The 16065-nt window shown below is 67.8% G+C and carries 18 protein-coding genes and 1 riboswitch; of the genes, 11 read left to right on the top strand and 7 right to left on the bottom strand.

The window, feature by feature from the left end; genetic code table 11:
• The first annotated feature begins 75 nt into the window (after nucleotides 1-75).
• Genes JC881_RS09415 through JC881_RS09400 form a run of 4 tightly spaced genes read left to right on the top strand, consistent with a single transcriptional unit; the run spans nucleotide 76 to nucleotide 3089 of the window.
• Nucleotides 76-1077, top strand: a complete 1002-nt coding sequence (locus JC881_RS09415; RefSeq protein ID WP_198785453.1) for a KpsF/GutQ family sugar-phosphate isomerase — start codon at nucleotides 76-78, stop codon at nucleotides 1075-1077.
• Complete coding sequence (locus JC881_RS09410) at nucleotides 1077-1625, top strand: KdsC family phosphatase (RefSeq protein ID WP_198785452.1); 549 nt, start codon at nucleotides 1077-1079, stop codon at nucleotides 1623-1625. The genes JC881_RS09415 and JC881_RS09410 overlap by 1 nt, the downstream gene beginning before the upstream one ends.
• On the top strand, nucleotides 1622-2284 hold the full coding sequence (gene lptC, locus JC881_RS09405) for an LPS export ABC transporter periplasmic protein LptC (protein ID WP_198785451.1): 663 nt from the start codon (nucleotides 1622-1624) through the stop codon (nucleotides 2282-2284). The genes JC881_RS09410 and lptC overlap by 4 nt, the downstream gene beginning before the upstream one ends.
• A gap of 19 nt (nucleotides 2285-2303) precedes the next feature.
• A complete protein-coding gene (locus tag JC881_RS09400) occupies nucleotides 2304-3089 on the top strand; it encodes an SDR family oxidoreductase (RefSeq protein WP_198785450.1) in 786 nt (261 codons plus the stop codon).
• 67 nt (nucleotides 3090-3156) lie between these two features.
• On the opposite strand, the gene JC881_RS09395 is transcribed toward JC881_RS09400, so the two are convergent.
• Nucleotides 3157-3585 carry an RNA recognition motif domain-containing protein gene (locus JC881_RS09395; RefSeq protein ID WP_198785449.1) on the bottom strand — a complete coding sequence of 143 codons (429 nt, stop codon included), beginning with the start codon at nucleotides 3583-3585 and terminating at the stop codon, nucleotides 3157-3159.
• Nucleotides 3586-3847: 262 nt separating this feature from the next.
• Nucleotides 3848-4035, top strand: a riboswitch (yybP-ykoY riboswitch).
• A 9-nt stretch (nucleotides 4036-4044) separates the two neighbouring features.
• Here JC881_RS09395 and JC881_RS09390 point away from each other — a divergent pair.
• The 4 genes from JC881_RS09390 (at nucleotide 4045) to JC881_RS09375 (ending at nucleotide 7174) form a co-directional block, all read left to right on the top strand.
• Nucleotides 4045-4608: a TMEM165/GDT1 family protein gene (locus JC881_RS09390; protein ID WP_198785448.1), complete on the top strand. Its 564-nt coding sequence runs from the start codon at nucleotides 4045-4047 to the stop codon at nucleotides 4606-4608.
• A gap of 214 nt (nucleotides 4609-4822) precedes the next feature.
• Nucleotides 4823-5980, top strand: a complete 1158-nt coding sequence (gene metX / locus JC881_RS09385) for a homoserine O-succinyltransferase MetX (RefSeq protein ID WP_198785447.1) — start codon at nucleotides 4823-4825, stop codon at nucleotides 5978-5980.
• Nucleotides 5977-6564, top strand: a complete 588-nt coding sequence (gene metW / locus JC881_RS09380) for a methionine biosynthesis protein MetW (protein WP_198785446.1) — start codon at nucleotides 5977-5979, stop codon at nucleotides 6562-6564. The genes metX and metW overlap by 4 nt, the downstream gene beginning before the upstream one ends.
• 22 nt (nucleotides 6565-6586) lie before the next feature.
• Nucleotides 6587-7174 carry an IMPACT family protein gene (locus JC881_RS09375; RefSeq protein ID WP_198785445.1) on the top strand — a complete coding sequence of 196 codons (588 nt, stop codon included), beginning with the start codon at nucleotides 6587-6589 and terminating at the stop codon, nucleotides 7172-7174.
• On the opposite strand, the gene JC881_RS09370 is transcribed toward JC881_RS09375, so the two are convergent.
• Nucleotides 7119-7991: an ion transporter gene (locus JC881_RS09370; protein WP_233101670.1), complete on the bottom strand. Its 873-nt coding sequence runs from the start codon at nucleotides 7989-7991 to the stop codon at nucleotides 7119-7121. The two genes, JC881_RS09375 and JC881_RS09370, sit on opposite strands and share 56 nt — an antisense overlap.
• A 173-nt stretch (nucleotides 7992-8164) precedes the next feature.
• On the opposite strand from JC881_RS09370, the gene JC881_RS09365 reads away from it, so the two are divergent.
• Nucleotides 8165-8689, top strand: coding sequence for a bactofilin family protein (locus JC881_RS09365; RefSeq protein WP_198785443.1), 525 nt, complete (start codon nucleotides 8165-8167; stop codon nucleotides 8687-8689).
• On the opposite strand, the gene JC881_RS09360 is transcribed toward JC881_RS09365, so the two are convergent.
• Nucleotides 8686-9468 carry a DUF72 domain-containing protein gene (locus JC881_RS09360; protein ID WP_198785442.1) on the bottom strand — a complete coding sequence of 261 codons (783 nt, stop codon included), beginning with the start codon at nucleotides 9466-9468 and terminating at the stop codon, nucleotides 8686-8688. The two genes, JC881_RS09365 and JC881_RS09360, sit on opposite strands and share 4 nt — an antisense overlap.
• Nucleotides 9469-9560: 92 nt before the next feature.
• Between JC881_RS09360 and JC881_RS09355 the strand changes: the two genes are divergently transcribed.
• Both JC881_RS09355 and JC881_RS09350 read left to right on the top strand, forming a co-directional pair.
• The gene (locus JC881_RS09355; protein ID WP_198785441.1) at nucleotides 9561-11072 is read left to right on the top strand and encodes a M20 family metallopeptidase; all 1512 of its coding nucleotides are present in this window, start codon (nucleotides 9561-9563) and stop codon (nucleotides 11070-11072) included.
• Nucleotides 11073-11145: 73 nt separating this feature from the next.
• Nucleotides 11146-12000, top strand: a complete 855-nt coding sequence (locus JC881_RS09350) for an alpha/beta hydrolase (RefSeq protein WP_198785440.1) — start codon at nucleotides 11146-11148, stop codon at nucleotides 11998-12000.
• A 10-nt stretch (nucleotides 12001-12010) separates the two neighbouring features.
• Here JC881_RS09350 and JC881_RS09345 read toward each other — a convergent pair whose 3' ends face one another.
• From JC881_RS09345 to JC881_RS09330, 4 genes are all read right to left on the bottom strand, one after another.
• Entirely contained in the window at nucleotides 12011-13180 is a 1170-nt protein-coding gene (locus JC881_RS09345; protein WP_198785439.1) for an MFS transporter, read from the bottom strand.
• A 112-nt stretch (nucleotides 13181-13292) separates the two neighbouring features.
• Nucleotides 13293-13754 carry a YidB family protein gene (locus JC881_RS09340; RefSeq protein WP_198785438.1) on the bottom strand — a complete coding sequence of 154 codons (462 nt, stop codon included), beginning with the start codon at nucleotides 13752-13754 and terminating at the stop codon, nucleotides 13293-13295.
• 99 nt (nucleotides 13755-13853) lie between these two features.
• Nucleotides 13854-15209, bottom strand: coding sequence for a M20/M25/M40 family metallo-hydrolase (locus tag JC881_RS09335; protein WP_198785437.1), 1356 nt, complete (start codon nucleotides 15207-15209; stop codon nucleotides 13854-13856).
• An 88-nt stretch (nucleotides 15210-15297) separates the two neighbouring features.
• On the bottom strand, nucleotides 15298-16038 hold the full coding sequence (locus tag JC881_RS09330; RefSeq protein WP_198785436.1) for a 16S rRNA (uracil(1498)-N(3))-methyltransferase: 741 nt from the start codon (nucleotides 16036-16038) through the stop codon (nucleotides 15298-15300).
• Nucleotides 16039-16065 lie beyond the last annotated feature (27 nt).

Raw genomic sequence — 16065 nt, 5'->3', positions numbered from 1 at the left:
TAGAGCAATGTCCGTGCCCCGGGCTTCCCCGGGGCAAGCCGCCAATCGACTCTGAGCGGCCCGTAAAATCGGCCGATGAGTTCCCGCCCCGCCCCGGCCCCCGTGGTCGACCCCGACGCCATCCTCGCTCGGGCACGCCTCACGTTCGACATCGAAGCCCAAGCCGTCCTCGGCCTGAAGGACCGTGTCGGTCCCAGCTTCGTGGACGCCGTGCGCAAGATCCTGGAGGTGCGCGGCCGCGTGGTCGTGATGGGTATGGGCAAGAGCGGCCACGTCGGCCGCAAGATCGCCGCCACCCTCGCCTCCACCGGCACGCCGGCGATGTTCGTGCACCCGGCCGAGGCCAGCCATGGCGACCTGGGGATGATCAAGGCGGTCGACCTGGTGCTGGCCATCTCCAACAGCGGCGAGGTCCAGGAACTCACGGTGATCCTGCCCGTGGTCAAGCGCCAGGGCGTGCCGCTGATCGCCATGACCGGCCGCGCCGACTCGACGCTCGGACGCCATGCCGACATCGTGCTCGACGCCGGTGTGTCCAAGGAAGCCTGCCCCCTCAACCTCGCCCCCACCGCGAGCACCACCGCGCAGATGGCGATGGGCGATGCGCTGGCCGTGGCGCTGCTCGATGCGCGCGGCTTCGGCTCCGAGGATTTCGCGCGCTCGCACCCCGGCGGCGCGCTGGGTCGCAAGCTCCTGACCCACGTGAGCGACGTGATGCGCTCGGACGCCGAGGTGCCGCGCGTCGCGCCCACCGCATCGCTGAGCGAGCTGATGCGCGAGATGAGCTCCAAGGGGCTCGGCGCCACCGCCGTGGTCGACGCCGAGGGCCGGGCGATCGGCATCTTCACCGACGGCGACCTGCGCCGGAAGGTCGAGACCGGCGCCGACCTGCGCGCCTTGACGGCCGCCGACGTCATGCATCCGGGCCCCCGCACGCTGCGCGCCGACGCGCTGGCCGTCGAGGCGGCCGAGCTGATGGAAAACCACCGCATCACCAGCGTGCTGGTGGTCGACGCCGCGGGCCTCCTGATCGGCGCGCTGAGCATCAACGACCTGATGCGCGCGAAAGTCATCTGATGCCGCTCGCGTTCCAGGCCGAAACATTGCTCGCCGCGCAGGATGTCCGCATCGTCTTCTTCGACATCGACGGCGTGCTGACCGACGGCGGCGTCTATTTCACCGAGCACGGCGAAACGCTCAAGCGATTCAGCATCCTCGATGGCTACGGCCTGAAACTGTTGCGGCTGGCGGGCATCGTGCCGGCCGTGATCACGGGGCGCGATTCCAAGCCGCTGCGCGTGCGGCTCGAGGCGCTGGGCATCGAGCATGTGCGCTACGGCACCGAAGACAAATTGCCCGCGGCCGAAACCATGCTCGAGCAACTGGGCTTCACCTGGGCGCAGGCCGCGGCCATCGGCGACGACTGGCCCGACCTGCCGGTGCTCACCCGCGTGGGCTTTGCGGCGGCGCCGGCCAATGCGCATGTCGAAGTGCGCGGCGTTGCGCGCTACGTCACCCAGGCGCGCGGCGGCGAAGGCGCGGCGCGCGAATTCTGCGACCTGCTGCTCACGGCTTGCGGCCAGTACCGGCACCTGCTCGACGCCGCGCGAGGCCCGAACCCATGACCAACCTGAAAAGCGCATGGGGCCTGGTGCGCGACGTGCTCGACCGCGCGACGATCTACCTGCCGATCATCCTGACGGCGGCCGTGGCGCTCGGCACCTACTGGCTGGTGCGCAACGCGCCCAAGCTGCTGGAGCCCACCGCCAAGGTGGCGCCCACGCACGAGCCCGACTATTTCATGCGCGACTTCGTGATCAAGAACTTCCTGCCCAACGGCGACCTGCGCAGCGAACTGCACGGCAAGGAAGGCCGGCACTATCCGGACACCGACACGGTCGAGGTCGACGACGTGCGCATGCGCTCGGTCTCGCCGCAGGGCTACACCACGCACGCGACGGCCAACCGGGGGCTCTCGAATTCGGACGGTAGCGAGATCCAGCTGTTCGGCAATGCGATCGTCATCCGCGACCCGTCGGTGGGCGCCAACGGCAAGCCCACGCCGCGGCTCGAATTCCGCGGCGATTTCCTGCACGCCTTTCTCGACACCGAGCGGGTGACGTCGAACAAGCCGGTCACGCTGATTCGCGGCGTCGACCAGTTCACCGCCGACAACCTCGACTACGACAACCTGAGCGGCGTGGCCAACCTGACCGGCCGGGTGCGCGGGCTGCTGGTGCCCTCGGCCGCCACGGCCGCGGGCGCTGGCAAGAAGCCGCGCTGAAGAAGACACCCACTCACGCATGACAACCACCTCCCCGCTCGTCTTCATCACCGGCGCATCGAGCGGCATCGGCCAGGCGCTGGCCTCGCGTTTTTATGACGCGGGCTATCGGCTGGCGCTGGTGGCACGGCGCACGGCTGAGATCGAATCGTGGGCGAGCGCCCGCCGACTGGACGCAGGCCGCTACCAGATCTACAGCGCGGACGTGTCGCAGACCGACAGCATCGTGGCGGCCGGCGCCGCCTGCATCGAGCACCAGGGGCTGCCCGACGTGGTGATCGCCAACGCCGGCATCAGCGTCGGCGTCGATACCGTGGAGCGCGGGGACATCGACGTGATGACACGCACCTTCGCGACCAACAACGTGGGGCTGATGGCCACCTTTCATCCGTTCGTGGCGGCGATGCGGCGGCGCGGCAGCGGGCGGCTGGTCGGCATCGCGAGCGTCGCGGCCATCCGCGGGCTGCCGGGGCACGGCGCCTATTGCGCGAGCAAGGCGGGCGTGGTCGCGTACTGCGAAAGCCTGCGCGGCGAGCTGCACAAGAGCGGCGTCAAGGTCGTCACGCTGTGCCCGGGCTACATCGACACGCCGCTCACGCATGGCAACCGCTACGGCATGCCCTTTCTCATGAAGGCCGAGGACTTCGCGGACCAAGCGCTGCGCGCCATCGAGGCCGGCACCAGCTACCGCGTGATTCCGTGGCAGATGGGCGTGATCGCCAAGATCATGCGCATGCTGCCGAATGCCGCGCTCGACCGCGTCGTCCAAGGCCGAGGACGCAAGAAGCGCAGCGGCGAAAGCTGAACAAGTCGGGCGATTCACCCATGAAAAAGGCTCCCGAGGGAGCCTTTTGTCTTTGTGTGCGCAGGGATCAGTAGCCGCTGTTGCCACCGCCGCCGTAGCCGCCACCACCACCGCCGGAGCGACCACCGCCGCCGCCGCCACGGGGGCCCGCGCCGTAGGGGCTGCGGAAACCGCCATCGCCACCACCGCCGCCACTGCGGCCACCGCCGCCGCCGTAGCCGCCACCACCGCTGCGCGGGGGACGAGCTTCCATGGGACGTGCTTCGTTGACGACGACGCTGCGGCCGCCCAGGGGCTGGCCGTTCATGCCACTGATGGCAGCTTGCGCTTCGGCGTCACTGCCCATCTCGACGAAGCCGAAGCCCTTCGAGCGACCGGTGTCGCGTTCCATCATGACCTTGGCGCTGGTCACTGCGCCGAATTGTCCGAATGCCTGTTCGAGATCACCGTCGCGCACCGAGTAAGGCAGGTTGCCGACGTACAGTTTGTTGCCCATCAAGGGACTCCTATAAACACATCAAGAAAAGCGATGGAGTCCCGAAAGCATCACTCAAACGAGAGCCGTCGAGTCGCGCGAAACTGACCGATCACCGAACTACCCCCCGACCAGAAATGAAGAGGGAGGCTCGTGCATTATGGGTGAAATATGCAAAAAGCAAGCGGGAAATTGCTTCTTGGAGTAGCACTTGTCAAAACCCAGGAAAGCTAGCGCACGCTTACCGGAACGGAATGAGGCGGTTGGCGTTACAGGTAGAATCCGCCCCGTCATTGGGGAGTAGCCGCCTTCCGTTTTTCGAGAAGGGCCCGCGTCAACAGACTTGTCCTGCCCCACACAGGACATGGCGCGTGCAGTGAACACACCTGGCGAGACCTTTGACCGTGCAACTTCGGGAATATGGCCGAAGGTGTTGCACGGTCAATTGCGTCCTTCGGCCCAAGGAACCCCACGTTCATCATGGAAGCTTTTCTCGTAGCAACGGGCGTCGTCGCGCTCGCGGAAATGGGCGACAAGACCCAGCTCCTGGCCCTTCTCCTGGCCGCGCGTTTCAGGAAACCCTGGCCCATCGTCCTGGGCATCTTCGCCGCCACCATCGTCAACCACGCGCTGGCGGGCGCCGTCGGCAACTACATCACGCGCTGGCTCGGTCCCGAGGTGCTGCGCTGGATCCTTGGCGGCTCCTTCATCGCGATGGCCGTCTGGATGCTGATTCCCGACAAGCTCGACGATGACGACGCGCCCGGCGCCTCGCACTTCGGCGTCTTCGGCACCACGCTCGTCGCATTCTTCCTGGCCGAGATGGGCGACAAGACCCAGATCGCCACCGTCATGCTCGCCGCCCGCTTCACGCAGGACTACTTCTGGGTCGTCGCCGGCACCACGCTCGGGATGATGCTGGCCAATGCGCCGGTGGTGTGGCTGGGCGAGAAGATCGTGCGGCGCGTGCCGATCAAGCTCGTGCATGGCATCTCGGCGGCGATCTTCCTGGTGCTGGGCATCGTGATGATCGTCGGCTGGTAGAAAGGATTCCTTCCAGAAACACCGCGGAACCGGCTTCGCCGGGCCGCAGGTGTTGCCCCCGAAGGGGGTTGGCGAAGCGACACGAAGTGCGCGCAGCCTGGGGGATATACTTTGCATTGCGCCGATTTGCTACAGCTTGCGGGCGCTTTATAAATTCAGCTAAAGACGGCACCGGAACCCGGCTCGTTTTTGGCGAGGCCGGGTTTTTTCATTCATGTCGTCACCTCCTTTGGTCGTCAGTCCGCAGTCGATGCAGTTCGCAGGCCCGCTGGCCCTGCGCAGCGGCGCATCGATCAGCGACTACACGCTCGCCTACGAAACCTACGGCACCCTCAACGCCGACCGCAGCAACGCGGTGCTGGTCTGCCATGCGCTGAACGCCTCGCACCACGTGGCGGGCGTCTACGAAGGCCAGGCGCGCTCCGAGGGCTGGTGGGACAACATGGTCGGCCCGGGCAAGCCGGTCGACACCGACCGCTTCTTCGTGATCGGCGTCAACAACCTCGGTTCCTGCTTCGGCTCGACCGGCCCGATGCACGTGAACGCCGCGACCGGCCGCGTCTACGGCGCCGACTTCCCGGTGGTGACCGTCGAAGACTGGGTCGATGCGCAGGCCGTGCTGCTCGATGCCTTGGGCATCCGGACGCTCGCCGCCGTGATGGGCGGCAGCCTCGGCGGCATGCAGGCGCTCTCGTGGACGCTGCAGTACCCCGACCGCGTGCGCCACGCCGTGGTCGTGGCCAGCGCGCCCAACCTCACGGCCGAGAACATCGCCTTCAACGAAGTGGCGCGCCGCGCCATCGTGACCGACCCCGACTTCCATGGCGGCCACTTCTACGAGCACGGCGTGATCCCCAAGCGGGGCCTGCGCATCGCGCGGATGATTGGCCACATCACGTACCTGAGCGACGACGTGATGAACGAGAAGTTCGGGCGCATCCTGCGCAGCGCCGTCGAGGGCGAGGCCGCGGGGCTGGACTACCGCTACTCCACGCAGGACGTCGAGTTCCAGATCGAGAGCTACCTGCGCTACCAGGGCGACAAGTTCAGCGAGTACTTCGACGCGAACACCTACCTCCTGATCACCCGCGCGCTCGACTACTTCGACCCCGCGCGCGGCCACGGCGGCCAGCTCAGCACCGCGCTCGCGAAGGCGACTGCCAAGTTCCTGCTCGTGAGCTTCAAGACCGACTGGCGCTTCTCGCCCGCGCGCAGTCGCGAACTGGTGAAGGCGCTCCTGGACAACCGCCGCAACGTGAGCTACGCCGAGATCGACGCGCCGCACGGCCACGACGCCTTCCTGCTGGACGACGTGCGCTACATCGGCGTGGTGCGCTCCTACTTCGAACGCGTCGCCAAGGAAATCCAATGAGCGACCTCGACAACCAGAAACTGATCGCCGCGCTCGTGCCCGAAGGCGCGCGCGTGCTCGACCTGGGCTGCGGCGACGGCGCCCTGCTCGACCTCTTGCAGCGCGAGCGCGGCTGCACCGGCTACGGCGTGGAAATCGCCGATGGCAACGTGCTGCAGTGCATCCGCCGCGGCGTCGACGTGATCCAGCTGAACCTGGACGAAGGCCTCGCGATGTTCGACGACGCCTCGTTCGATGTGGTGCTGCAGATCGACACGCTGCAGCACCTGCGCAATGCCGAAGTGATGCTGCGCGAAACCGCGCGCGTGGGCCGCATCGGCATCGTCGCCTTTCCCAACTTCGCGCACTGGCCAAACCGCCTGAGCATCGCGCGCGGGCGCATGCCGGTGACGCGCCGCCTGCCCTACCAGTGGTACGACACGCCCAACATCCGCGTGGGCACCTTCAAGGACTTCGAGGTGCTGGCCGGCAAGAACAACCTGCGCGTGCTCGATGCCTTCGGCCTGCAGAACGGGCGCGACGTGCGCTGGCTGCCGAACGCGCGCGCCAGCACCGCGGTCTTCAAGTTCGAGCGCGGCGGCTGAACACCGCGCCGCAGCGCACCGGATGAGCTTCACGCTGGCCCAGCCGGTTCACAGCGAACTGGTCATCAAGAAGAGCCGGTTCATCGGCTGCGTGCAGCCCGTGGCCGACCGCGCGGCCGCTTTGGCCGTCGTCGCATCGCTGCGTGTCGAGCACCCCGTGGCCGCGCATGTGTGCTGGGCGCTGATGGCCGGCGGCCAGTCGGCGGCCAACGACGACGGCGAGCCCGGCGGCACGGCGGGACGCCCCATGCTGGAAGTGCTGCGCCATCAACAGATCGAAGGCTCGCTCGCGACGGTGGTGCGCTATTTCGGCGGCGTGAAGCTCGGTGCCGGCGGCCTCGTGCGCGCCTACACCGACGCCATCGCGCAGGCCCTGCTCGGCGCCACGCTCGTGCCGCTGGTGCGCCAGCGGAACCTGCGCTGCGCCGTGCCCTATGCGCTCGAAGGATTGGTGCGGCGAGAGCTGGCCGCCGTCGGCGCGGTGCTCGACAGCGTGCAGCACGCTGACGACGTGCACTTCGCCTTCACGCTTGCCGAGCCCGAGGCGAATGCCTTCATCGCCCGCCTCGACGATGCTGCGCAAGGGCGCGTCGTCTGGCAGCCGGCGTGAGCCGCCGCGGCGGTGCGGCAGGCGGCGTCATCGCGAGGATGCCGCGCCCGGCCAGCGGCATCACTTCGTCGTCGGGTCCACGCCGCGCCATCTCGGCGGTCACGATGCCGGTGGGCACGGCCAGCACGCCCCAGCCCAGCAGCATCATCACCGAGGCGATCGCGCGGCCCAGGTCGGTCTTGGGCACGAGGTCGCCGAAGCCCACCGTGGCCATCGTCGAAATCGCCCAGTAGATCGCCACCGGAATGCTCGTGAAGCCGTGCACCGGCCCCTCGACCACGTACATCAGCGTGCCCATCACCAGCACCACCAGCATCACGAAGCCCACGAACACCGTGATCTTGCGCCGGCTCGCCGCCACGGCCGACACCAGCGCGCGGTACTCCACCGAGTAGCGCGAAAGCTTGAAGATGCGGAACACGCGCAGGAGCCGCAGGATGCGCACGTCGATCAGGTAGGCCAGCTCGGGTGCGAAGGCCACGAGAAAAGTCGGCAGCAGCGCGAGCAGGTCGATCACGCCATAGAAGCTCAGCGCGTAGCGCAGCGGCTTGTTCACGCAGCTCAGCCGCGCGATGTATTCCAGCGTGAAGAGAATGGTGAACACCCATTCGAGCGCGCTGAACAGCGGCCGCCAGTGCTCCCGAATCGACTGCACGCTGTCCAGGATCACCACCAGTACGCTGGTCACGATCACCGCGATCAGCGCCAGGTCGAACATCAGGCCCGCGCGCGTGTCGGCCTCGAAGATCACCGTGAACAGCGTGCGCCGCCAGCCGTGCGCCGGTTTGTCGAAGCGCGCGTCGGTGACGGAGGACATGGCGCGCGAGGCGAGTGCAGGATGTGCGGAGGACAGGGGCTCGGCGTTCGGACGGGTCATGGCGCACATTGTCATGTCCACGGTCGATTTATTCAGTTACGCTTCTTGCGCAATGAAGTGCCGCGGTCCGTGAGTGCGTTCTTACGATAGTCCCTTTCTTGAGGAGCTCCCCATTGGCTACACAGTCCCCCTTCTTCGGCAAGCGCGATCGTGACACCGACTCGTTGACATCCCGCCCCGCACCGCTGGTCGGTTCGGGCACCAATCTGTCGGGCACGCCCGTCAATCCCTCTTCGTTGACCGCGCAGCAAGGCGGCCTCAACGCCGCCGCAGCGGCAGCACCCGTCGCCAAGGAAGGCGGCAGCAAACTCACCGTCGGCCCCAACATCAAGCTGAAGGGCGTCGAGATCACCGATTGCGACACGCTCGTGGTCGAAGGCCTGGTCGAAGCGACCATGGACTCGCGCCTGATGCAGATCGCCGAACAGGGCGAGTTCAAGGGCTCGGCCGAAATAGACATTGCCGAAATCCGCGGCATCTTCGACGGCAACCTCACGGTGCGCGAGAAGCTCGTGATCCATTCGACCGGCAAGGTCACCGGCAAGATCCGCTACGGCAAGATCGTGATCGAAGAAGGCGGCCAGCTGTCCGGCGAAATCAGCTTCGGCGCCAAGCCGTCGCTGCAAGCGGCAGCCTAAGCCTCCACGGGGGGCTTCCACCCCAAGCGCTCCAACAAGGCACCGGCCGCGGCCGGTGCTCTTTCTTTGGCGCCGTTGATGAAGTAGACGAACACATCGCGCTTCTTTGGTGACTCGGTCCAGCCCTGCGCGCGCTCGGCCCAGGTATCGAGCGCCTTCGGTCCATACCCCGTCTTGAGCTTCGCGTCGGCCATCATGAGCCGCGCATAGGCCACGTCGCCCTCGGGCTCCTCGAACGACGGAAACTTGTCCGCGTCGGTGAACACGGTCGAGACCTTGTGCTTCTTCGCGAGCGCCTTGTACGCGGGCGTGATGAAGCTCTCGTGCCGCACGTCCATCACGTGCCGCAGCACGCGGCTGCCCTCCTTCTTCGGCAACAGTTCCAGAAACGCCTCGAAGTCTTCCGCATCGAACTGCTTGGTCGGCATGAACTGCCATACGATCGGCCCGAGCTTGTCGCCCAGTTCGCTCACGCCGCTGTCGATGAAGCGCTGGATCGATTCGCCCGCGGTCGCCAGCACCTTGCGGTTGGTGGTGAAGCGCGAGGCCTTCATCGAGAACATGAAGTCCTCGGGCGTGTCGTCGTGCCACTTGCGGAAGGTCTCGGGCTTGAAGGTGCTGTAGTAGGTGCCGTTGATCTCGATGGCGCTCACGTGGCGGCTCGCGTAGTTCAGCTCCTTGGCCTGCACGAGCCCCTTGGGATAGAAGTTGTCGCGCCAGGGCTCGTAGGTCCAGCCTCCGATGCCCACCTTGATCCGAGTCGTCGTTGCCTTGCTCACATTGCGCTCCGGGTTGAGATCGCCCGCACTCTACGCGCGCTCGCCGCGAGGCGCAAAATGCGTTTTTTTCGTCCCACGCGGAGAACCCACCGATGAACGCCCCCCTGCACCGCGAAATGCCTGCCGGCACGCTCGACGCGACGCGCGCCCTCTCCGATGTCACCGCCCAGTGGGACGGCGACATCGTCAGGCAGCTCACCGACTACATCGCCATCCCGGCCAAGTCGCCCGGCTTCGACAAGGACTGGTCGGCCCACGGCTACCTGGAGACCGTGCTGCGCAACGCCGCCGCCTGGGTCGAGGCCCAGAAGGTCGAAGGCCTGAAGCTGGAGATCGTGCGCCTCGATGGCCGCACGCCGGTGCTGTTCTTCGAAGTGCCGGCCACCGGCACCGACATGGGCGAGACCGTTCTGATGTACGGCCACCTGGACAAGCAGCCCGAATTCACCGGCTGGCGCAACGACCTCGGCCCCTGGACGCCCAAGTACGAGAACGGCCTGCTCTACGGCCGCGGCGGCGCCGACGACGGCTACGCGGTGTACGCGAGCGTCGCCGCGCTGCAGGCGCTCAAGGCGCAGGGCGTGGCGCATCCGCGCATCGTCGGGCTGATCGAGACCTGCGAGGAAAGCGGCTCCTACGACCTCTTGCCCTACGTCGACGCGCTGCGTCCGCGCCTGGGCAATGTCGAACTCGTGATCTGCCTGGATTCCGGCGCTGGCAACTACGACCAGCTGTGGCTCACCACGTCGCTGCGCGGCATGGCCAGCGGCACGCTCAAGGTCGAGGTGCTGACCGAAGGCATTCACTCCGGCGACGCCTCCGGCCTCGTGCCCTCGAGCTTTCGCATCATGCGGCAGGTGCTCGACCGCCTGGAAGACAGCGCCACCGGGCGCCTGCTGCCCGCGAGCTTCCACTGCGAAGTGCCGGCCGACCGCCTCGCGCAGGCCAAGGCGACCGCCGCGATCCTCGGTGAAGAGGTCTACAAGCGCTTTCCGTGGGCGCACTACGACTGCGGCGGCTCGACGATGTTCGCGCTGCCCACCACCACCGACCCGGTGGAGGCGCTGCTCAACCGCACCTGGAAGCCCACGCTGTCGGTCACCGGCGCCGAAGGCTTTCCGGCGCTGAAGGACGCGGGCAACGTGCTGCGCCCCTACACCGCGTTCAAGCTCTCGCTGCGCCTGCCGCCGCTGGTCGATGCGGCCGAGTCGGTGCAGCACCTCAAGAAGCTGCTGGAAGACAACGCGCCCTACCAGGCGCGCGTCACCTTCGAGAGCAACGGCGGCGCGACCGGCTGGAACGCGCCGACGATCACCCCGTGGTTCGAGGACGCGCTCAACAAGGCCTCGCAGGCGCACTTCGGCGCGTCCTGCGGCTACATCGGCCAGGGCGGCACCATCCCGCTGATGAACATGTTGAGCGCCGGCTTCCCCAAGGCGCAGATGATGGTCTGCGGTGTGCTCGGCCCCAAGAGCAACGCGCACGGACCCAACGAGTTCCTGCACGTGCCGTATGCCAAGAAGCTCACGGCTGCCGTGGCCGAGGTGATCGCCGCCCTGCCGGTCGCGCACCGCGCTGCCGCCGTGGAGCCGGCGGCCGCTTGAGCGACGCGCCGGGCCGCCCCAGGCAAGCTCGCTCCCGCTTGGCGGGTAGGCGCGCAGCGCCAAGGGTGCACCAATGAGCGACGCGCTGCCGCTGCCGCAGCGCGTGGCGCTACCCACTCCGGATGGCGAGACGCTCGCCCTGCGCCGGCTGCCCGTTGCCGCAACGCCCCGCGCCGTGGTGGTTGTGGTCCACGGGTTGGGTGAGCATTCGGGGCGCTATCACGGCCTCGCGAAGCGGCTGCACGAATGGGGCTTCGCTGTCTGGGCGCACGACCACTACGGGCACGGCGAATCGACCGGTGCGCGGGGCGGCCTGCCGAGTGAACTGCGATTGGTCGACGACCTCGCGCTGGTGATCGACGACGCGCGCCGCGAAAACCCCGGCGTGCCGCTCGTGCTGCTGGGGCACAGCCTCGGCGGGCTGGTCGCGGCCAGCCTGGTGGCGCGCGGCGTGCGGCCGGTCGATGGCCTGGTGCTCTCGTCGCCGGGGCTCGACCCGGGCCTGAGCGGGTTCCAGAAGGCGCTGCTCGCGGTGCTCCCGCGCATCGCGCCGAACCTGCGCGTGGGCAACGGGCTGGACGACAACTTTCTCTCGCACGACCGCACCGTCGTGCAGGCCTACCGCGACGATCCCCTCACGCACGACCGCATCGGCAGCCGGCTCGCGCGCTTCCTCGCCTACGAAGGCGCCACGGTGCAGCAGGCGGCAGCGCGCTGGCCGGTGCCCACGCTGCTGATCTACGCGGGCGACGACCGGCTCGTGAAGCCCGCCGCGAGCCGCGCATTCGCTGCTGCCGCGGCGCCCAGCGGCATGGTCCAGGCGCAGTGCTTCGAGACCCTGTACCACGAGATCTTCAACGAGCTGGACGCCGAGCCCGTGTTCGCCGCGCTGCAGCGCTGGCTCGACCAGCGGTTCCCGTCGAACTGATCGCGCCGCGTCAGACCGCGGCCGAGCGCCGCCGCGTCCGCGCGAGCCACAGCAGTGCCGCGCCGGTCAGCACCACCGGCACCAGCGAACCGTAGTTCAGCAGCTGCCAGCCTTGCGTCATGACCAGCACGCCCGAGGCGAACGAGGTCAGCGCCAGCGTTGCGAACACGCAGAAATTGAGCGCGCCCTGGGCCCGGTCGCGCTCCTCGGCCGTGTAGGCCGTGAGCGAGAGCGTCGTGCTGCCGGTGAAGAGAAAATTCCAGCCCACGCCCAGCAGGCACAGCGCCACGAGGAAGTGCTGCAGTTCCACCCCCGACAGCGCGACGGCGATGCAGCCCAGGTTGAGCGCGAGCCCCACACCCATCACGGGGAGCGCGCCGAAGCGGCGGATCAGGTGGCCGGTGAAGAACCCCGGCGCGAACATGCCGATCACATGCCATTCGAGCACCAGCGCGGCGTCGGAAAACGGCAGGCTGCAGATCTGCATGGCGATCGGCGTCGCGGCCATCAGCAGGTTCATCACGCCGAAGCCCAGCGCACCCGCGGCGGCGGCGACGATGAACACGGGCTGCCGCACGATTTCGGAGAGCGGCCGTCCGCCCAGGGCCTGCTGCCGGGTCAGGGGCGCGGGGAAGTCGATGAAGCGCATCACCGCCATCGAGAGCAGCGCCACCGCGGCCAGCGCGATGTAGGCGCCCGCGAACGGCACGGCGAAGAGTTCGCGCGTCGCGGACGCGAGGTTGGGACCGGCCACCGCGCCGATCAGGCCGCCGGCCATCACCAGCGACACCGCCTTCTCGCGCCATTCCGGCGCAGCGAGCTCGGCAGCGGCAAAGCGGTAGAGATTGGCGTTGGCGTTGTAGTAGCCGGCCACGACCGTCGCGAAGCACAGCAGCCAGAAGTTCCTGGAGATCGCCGCATAGGCGCACAGCAGTGCCGAGCCCAGCGCCACCGCCAGTCCGATCTGGAACGACCCGCGGCGCCCGAACCGTTGCTGCGTGCGCGCCACCAGCCCGGTGGTGAGCGCGCCGCCCACCACATAGCCCATCACCGGCAGCGTCGCCATCCAGCCGCGCGGCGCGATGGCCAGGCCCACCAGCCCGTTGATGGCGATGAAGGTGACGTTGTTGGTCAGGAAGAGGCCCTGACAGATGGCCAGGAGCCAGAGGTTGCGGTTCATGGCAAGGGTTCTACGGGATTCGTTGTCTAGGCGCCAGCCAAGGATCGGCCATGAGCCGGCCAAAAAAAAAGCGCCCTCGCGGGCGCCGGAATTCTGGTGAGGCAGGCCTCGTTCAGGACTGCTTGCCTTGCAGCAAGCCGCTGAGCGAACCCAGCAGGTCGTCATGGTTGCCCAGGCCCTGGTCGGGCACCTTGCCATGCGGCGTGAGCTGGTCGATGAGGGCCGGCAGCATGGTGGCGAGCATGGGCAGCAGCGTTTGCGCATTGATGCCGAGCTTGGCCGCGATGTTCGCGATGGTGTCGCCACCGAGCGCGTTTTGCAGCTGGTCGCCCGACACCGGCTGGTTGTCCCCCTTGCCGATCCACGAGCCGATGACATCGCCCATGCCGGCCTGTTCGAACTTGGAGACCAGGCCACCCAGGCCGCCTTGACCGCCGTTGTTGGCGAGCAGGCCACCCAGCGCGCCGGCCAGGCCGCCGAGATCTCCCAATCCCCCGATGCCTCCGCCTTGCGGTTGCTGCTGTTGGCCAGCGCCTCCGAGCACTTGACCGAGCACCGAATCGAGCAATCCCATGGTCATTTCCTTGGTGTGTGACAGAACCGTCGCATTTTCCGTGTGACGGACCGCAAGCCGTAAGTGGAGCGCCCACTTTCGAACTTGCAACGTGACAAATTACTTGGTACGTGCCGGGCGTTTGGGCAGCAATGCGGGGGTGACCCCCTGCACGCCGACGAGCCCGAGCACGGTCACGAGCGAATTCTGCGCGCCTTTCCATGCATCTGTCACGTCGATCGACTCACTCAACGCATGGGAACCGGAGGACTTGCCGCCGCCCCCGATGATGATGGCCGGGATGCCCAGCGAGATCGGCACATTGGCATCGGTGCTGCCGCCGCGCAGCAGCGTCTTGTGCCCGAAGGCGGTGTTCGAACGCGTGGCCGCTTCGACGATCACCGAGTCGGTCGGGGTGCGTCCGCCCGGACGGTCGCCGATCAGCTTGTGGCTCGCGCTCAGCGTGGTCACGTTCCAGCGCTTGTTCTCTTCCACCACCGCTTCGTCGATGGCCGCGAGGATCTTCTTCTCGGTCTCCAGCAGCGAGGCCATGTCGTCCGAGCGGATGTCGATGGCCATGCGCGCATCCGGCGCGATAGTGTTGACCGAGGTGCCGCCGCCCACGGTGCCGACGGTGAAGGTGGTCTTGGGAAAGCTCGGCGTGCGCACCTCGGCGATCCTGGCGATCGCGCGGCCCATGCCGTGGATCGCGCTGGGCACCTGGCCGAACGCACCGAAGCTGTGGCCGCCCGGGCCCTTGAAGTTGACCTCGTAGCGATGGCTCGCGGTGCCCAGCACCAGCACGTGGCCGTCGGGCGATGGCTCCAGCCCGACCATGCCGTCGATGTCCAGGTGGTCGCGAAAGATCGCCTTGATGCCGCGCAGGTTGCCCAGCTCTTCTTCCCCGACGTTGGCGACGATCAAGAGGTCGCCCGCCGTCTGCACCTTGTTGTCGTTGAGCACCTTGAGCCACGACAGCAGCACCGTGAGGCCGCGCGTGTCGTCCGCGATGCCGGGTGCATGGAGCCGGCCGTCGCGCTCTTTCACCTTCACATCGGTGCCGGCGGGGAACACCGTATCGAGGTGCGCGGAGATCAGCAGCTTCGGACCATTGCCCACGCCCTTGCGCAGGCCCACGACGTTGCCTTCGGCGTCGATCTTCGCGTCGGCGAGGCCCAGGGCCTTCATGCGCGCGAGGAAGGCCTCGGCGCGCTTCTGTTCCTTGAAGGGCGGCGCCTCGATTTCCGTCAGCGTCTTCAACTCATCGACCGCGCGCTCGTGGTCGGCCTTGACCGCGTCCAGCAGCTTCTGGATCGCGGGCGAGGCCATCAGCTGGGTGTAGGTCCTGTCGACTTCAGGGCTGACCTGCGCCGGCGTGGGCGCGACGGCGTTGCTCTGGGCGTGGACGCTGTTCGCGGCGCACAGCGCGGCGAGAAAGAGAGGGGCAAAAGGCGCGAGACGGAGCGAACGGGACATGGGCGGAGGGTCCTTCTTGGTCGTGATGAACGGGTGAGGTACCCATTCTTCCGCAGCCTGTCCGCGCGCGCGTCGCGGAAAACACCCCCTAGGCGCCGCCGAGCAACACCAGGGCCGCGAGCGCGGCGGTTTCGGCGCGCAGCACGCGCGCGCCGAGCGTGACCGGCGCAAAGCCGCGTGCGATCGCTTCCTGCTCCTCGGCGGCGCTGAGGCCGCCTTCGGGGCCGCTCAGCACGCGCACGTCGCGGTGGTCGGGGGCGTGCGCCGCAACGGCCGCGGCGATGTCCTGCGTGCCCTCGGCCAGGCTCAGCACGAAGCGCGCCGCGGCGCCTGCTTCGCCCTGCGCATCGATCCATCCCGAATTTCCCGAGAACGACCGCACCGGATGAATCACCGGCACGCGATTGCGGCCGCACTGCTCGCACGCCGCGATGGCGATGGCTTCCCAGTGCGCCCGTTTCTTCTCGGCGCGCTCGCCCGAAAGACGCAGCACGCCGTGCGCCGTGGCCAGCGGCTGGATGCTCGCGACGCCCAGCTCCGTGGCCTTCTCGACCAGCCAGTCCATGCGCTCGTTGGCCGGCATGCCGACGGCCAGGTGCACCGCGCGCGCCGCCTCGCGCTCGATGGGGTGGTGGGCGCCGACCGTCACCGAGACGTCGCTGCGGCCCATGCGCTCGATCGTGGCCTCGTACTCGCCGCCCGCGCCGTCGAACAGGGTCAGCGCATCGCCGGGCTGCATCCGCAGCACCTGCACGTGGCGCGCGGCCCCGGGCGGCAGCGCGAAAGCGGCGCCGGCGCTCAGCGGCACGGAGCAATGGAAACGGGGCATGCTATGAAATGTGGAGCAAGGAATGCA

Origin of the sequence: Variovorax sp. IB41 (genome assembly GCF_016405905.1) — a bacterium.
GTDB lineage: Bacteria > Pseudomonadota > Gammaproteobacteria > Burkholderiales > Burkholderiaceae_C > Variovorax.
Note: the sequence above shows the minus strand (reverse complement) of the source record. Positions and strands in the feature narration are given on the sequence as shown.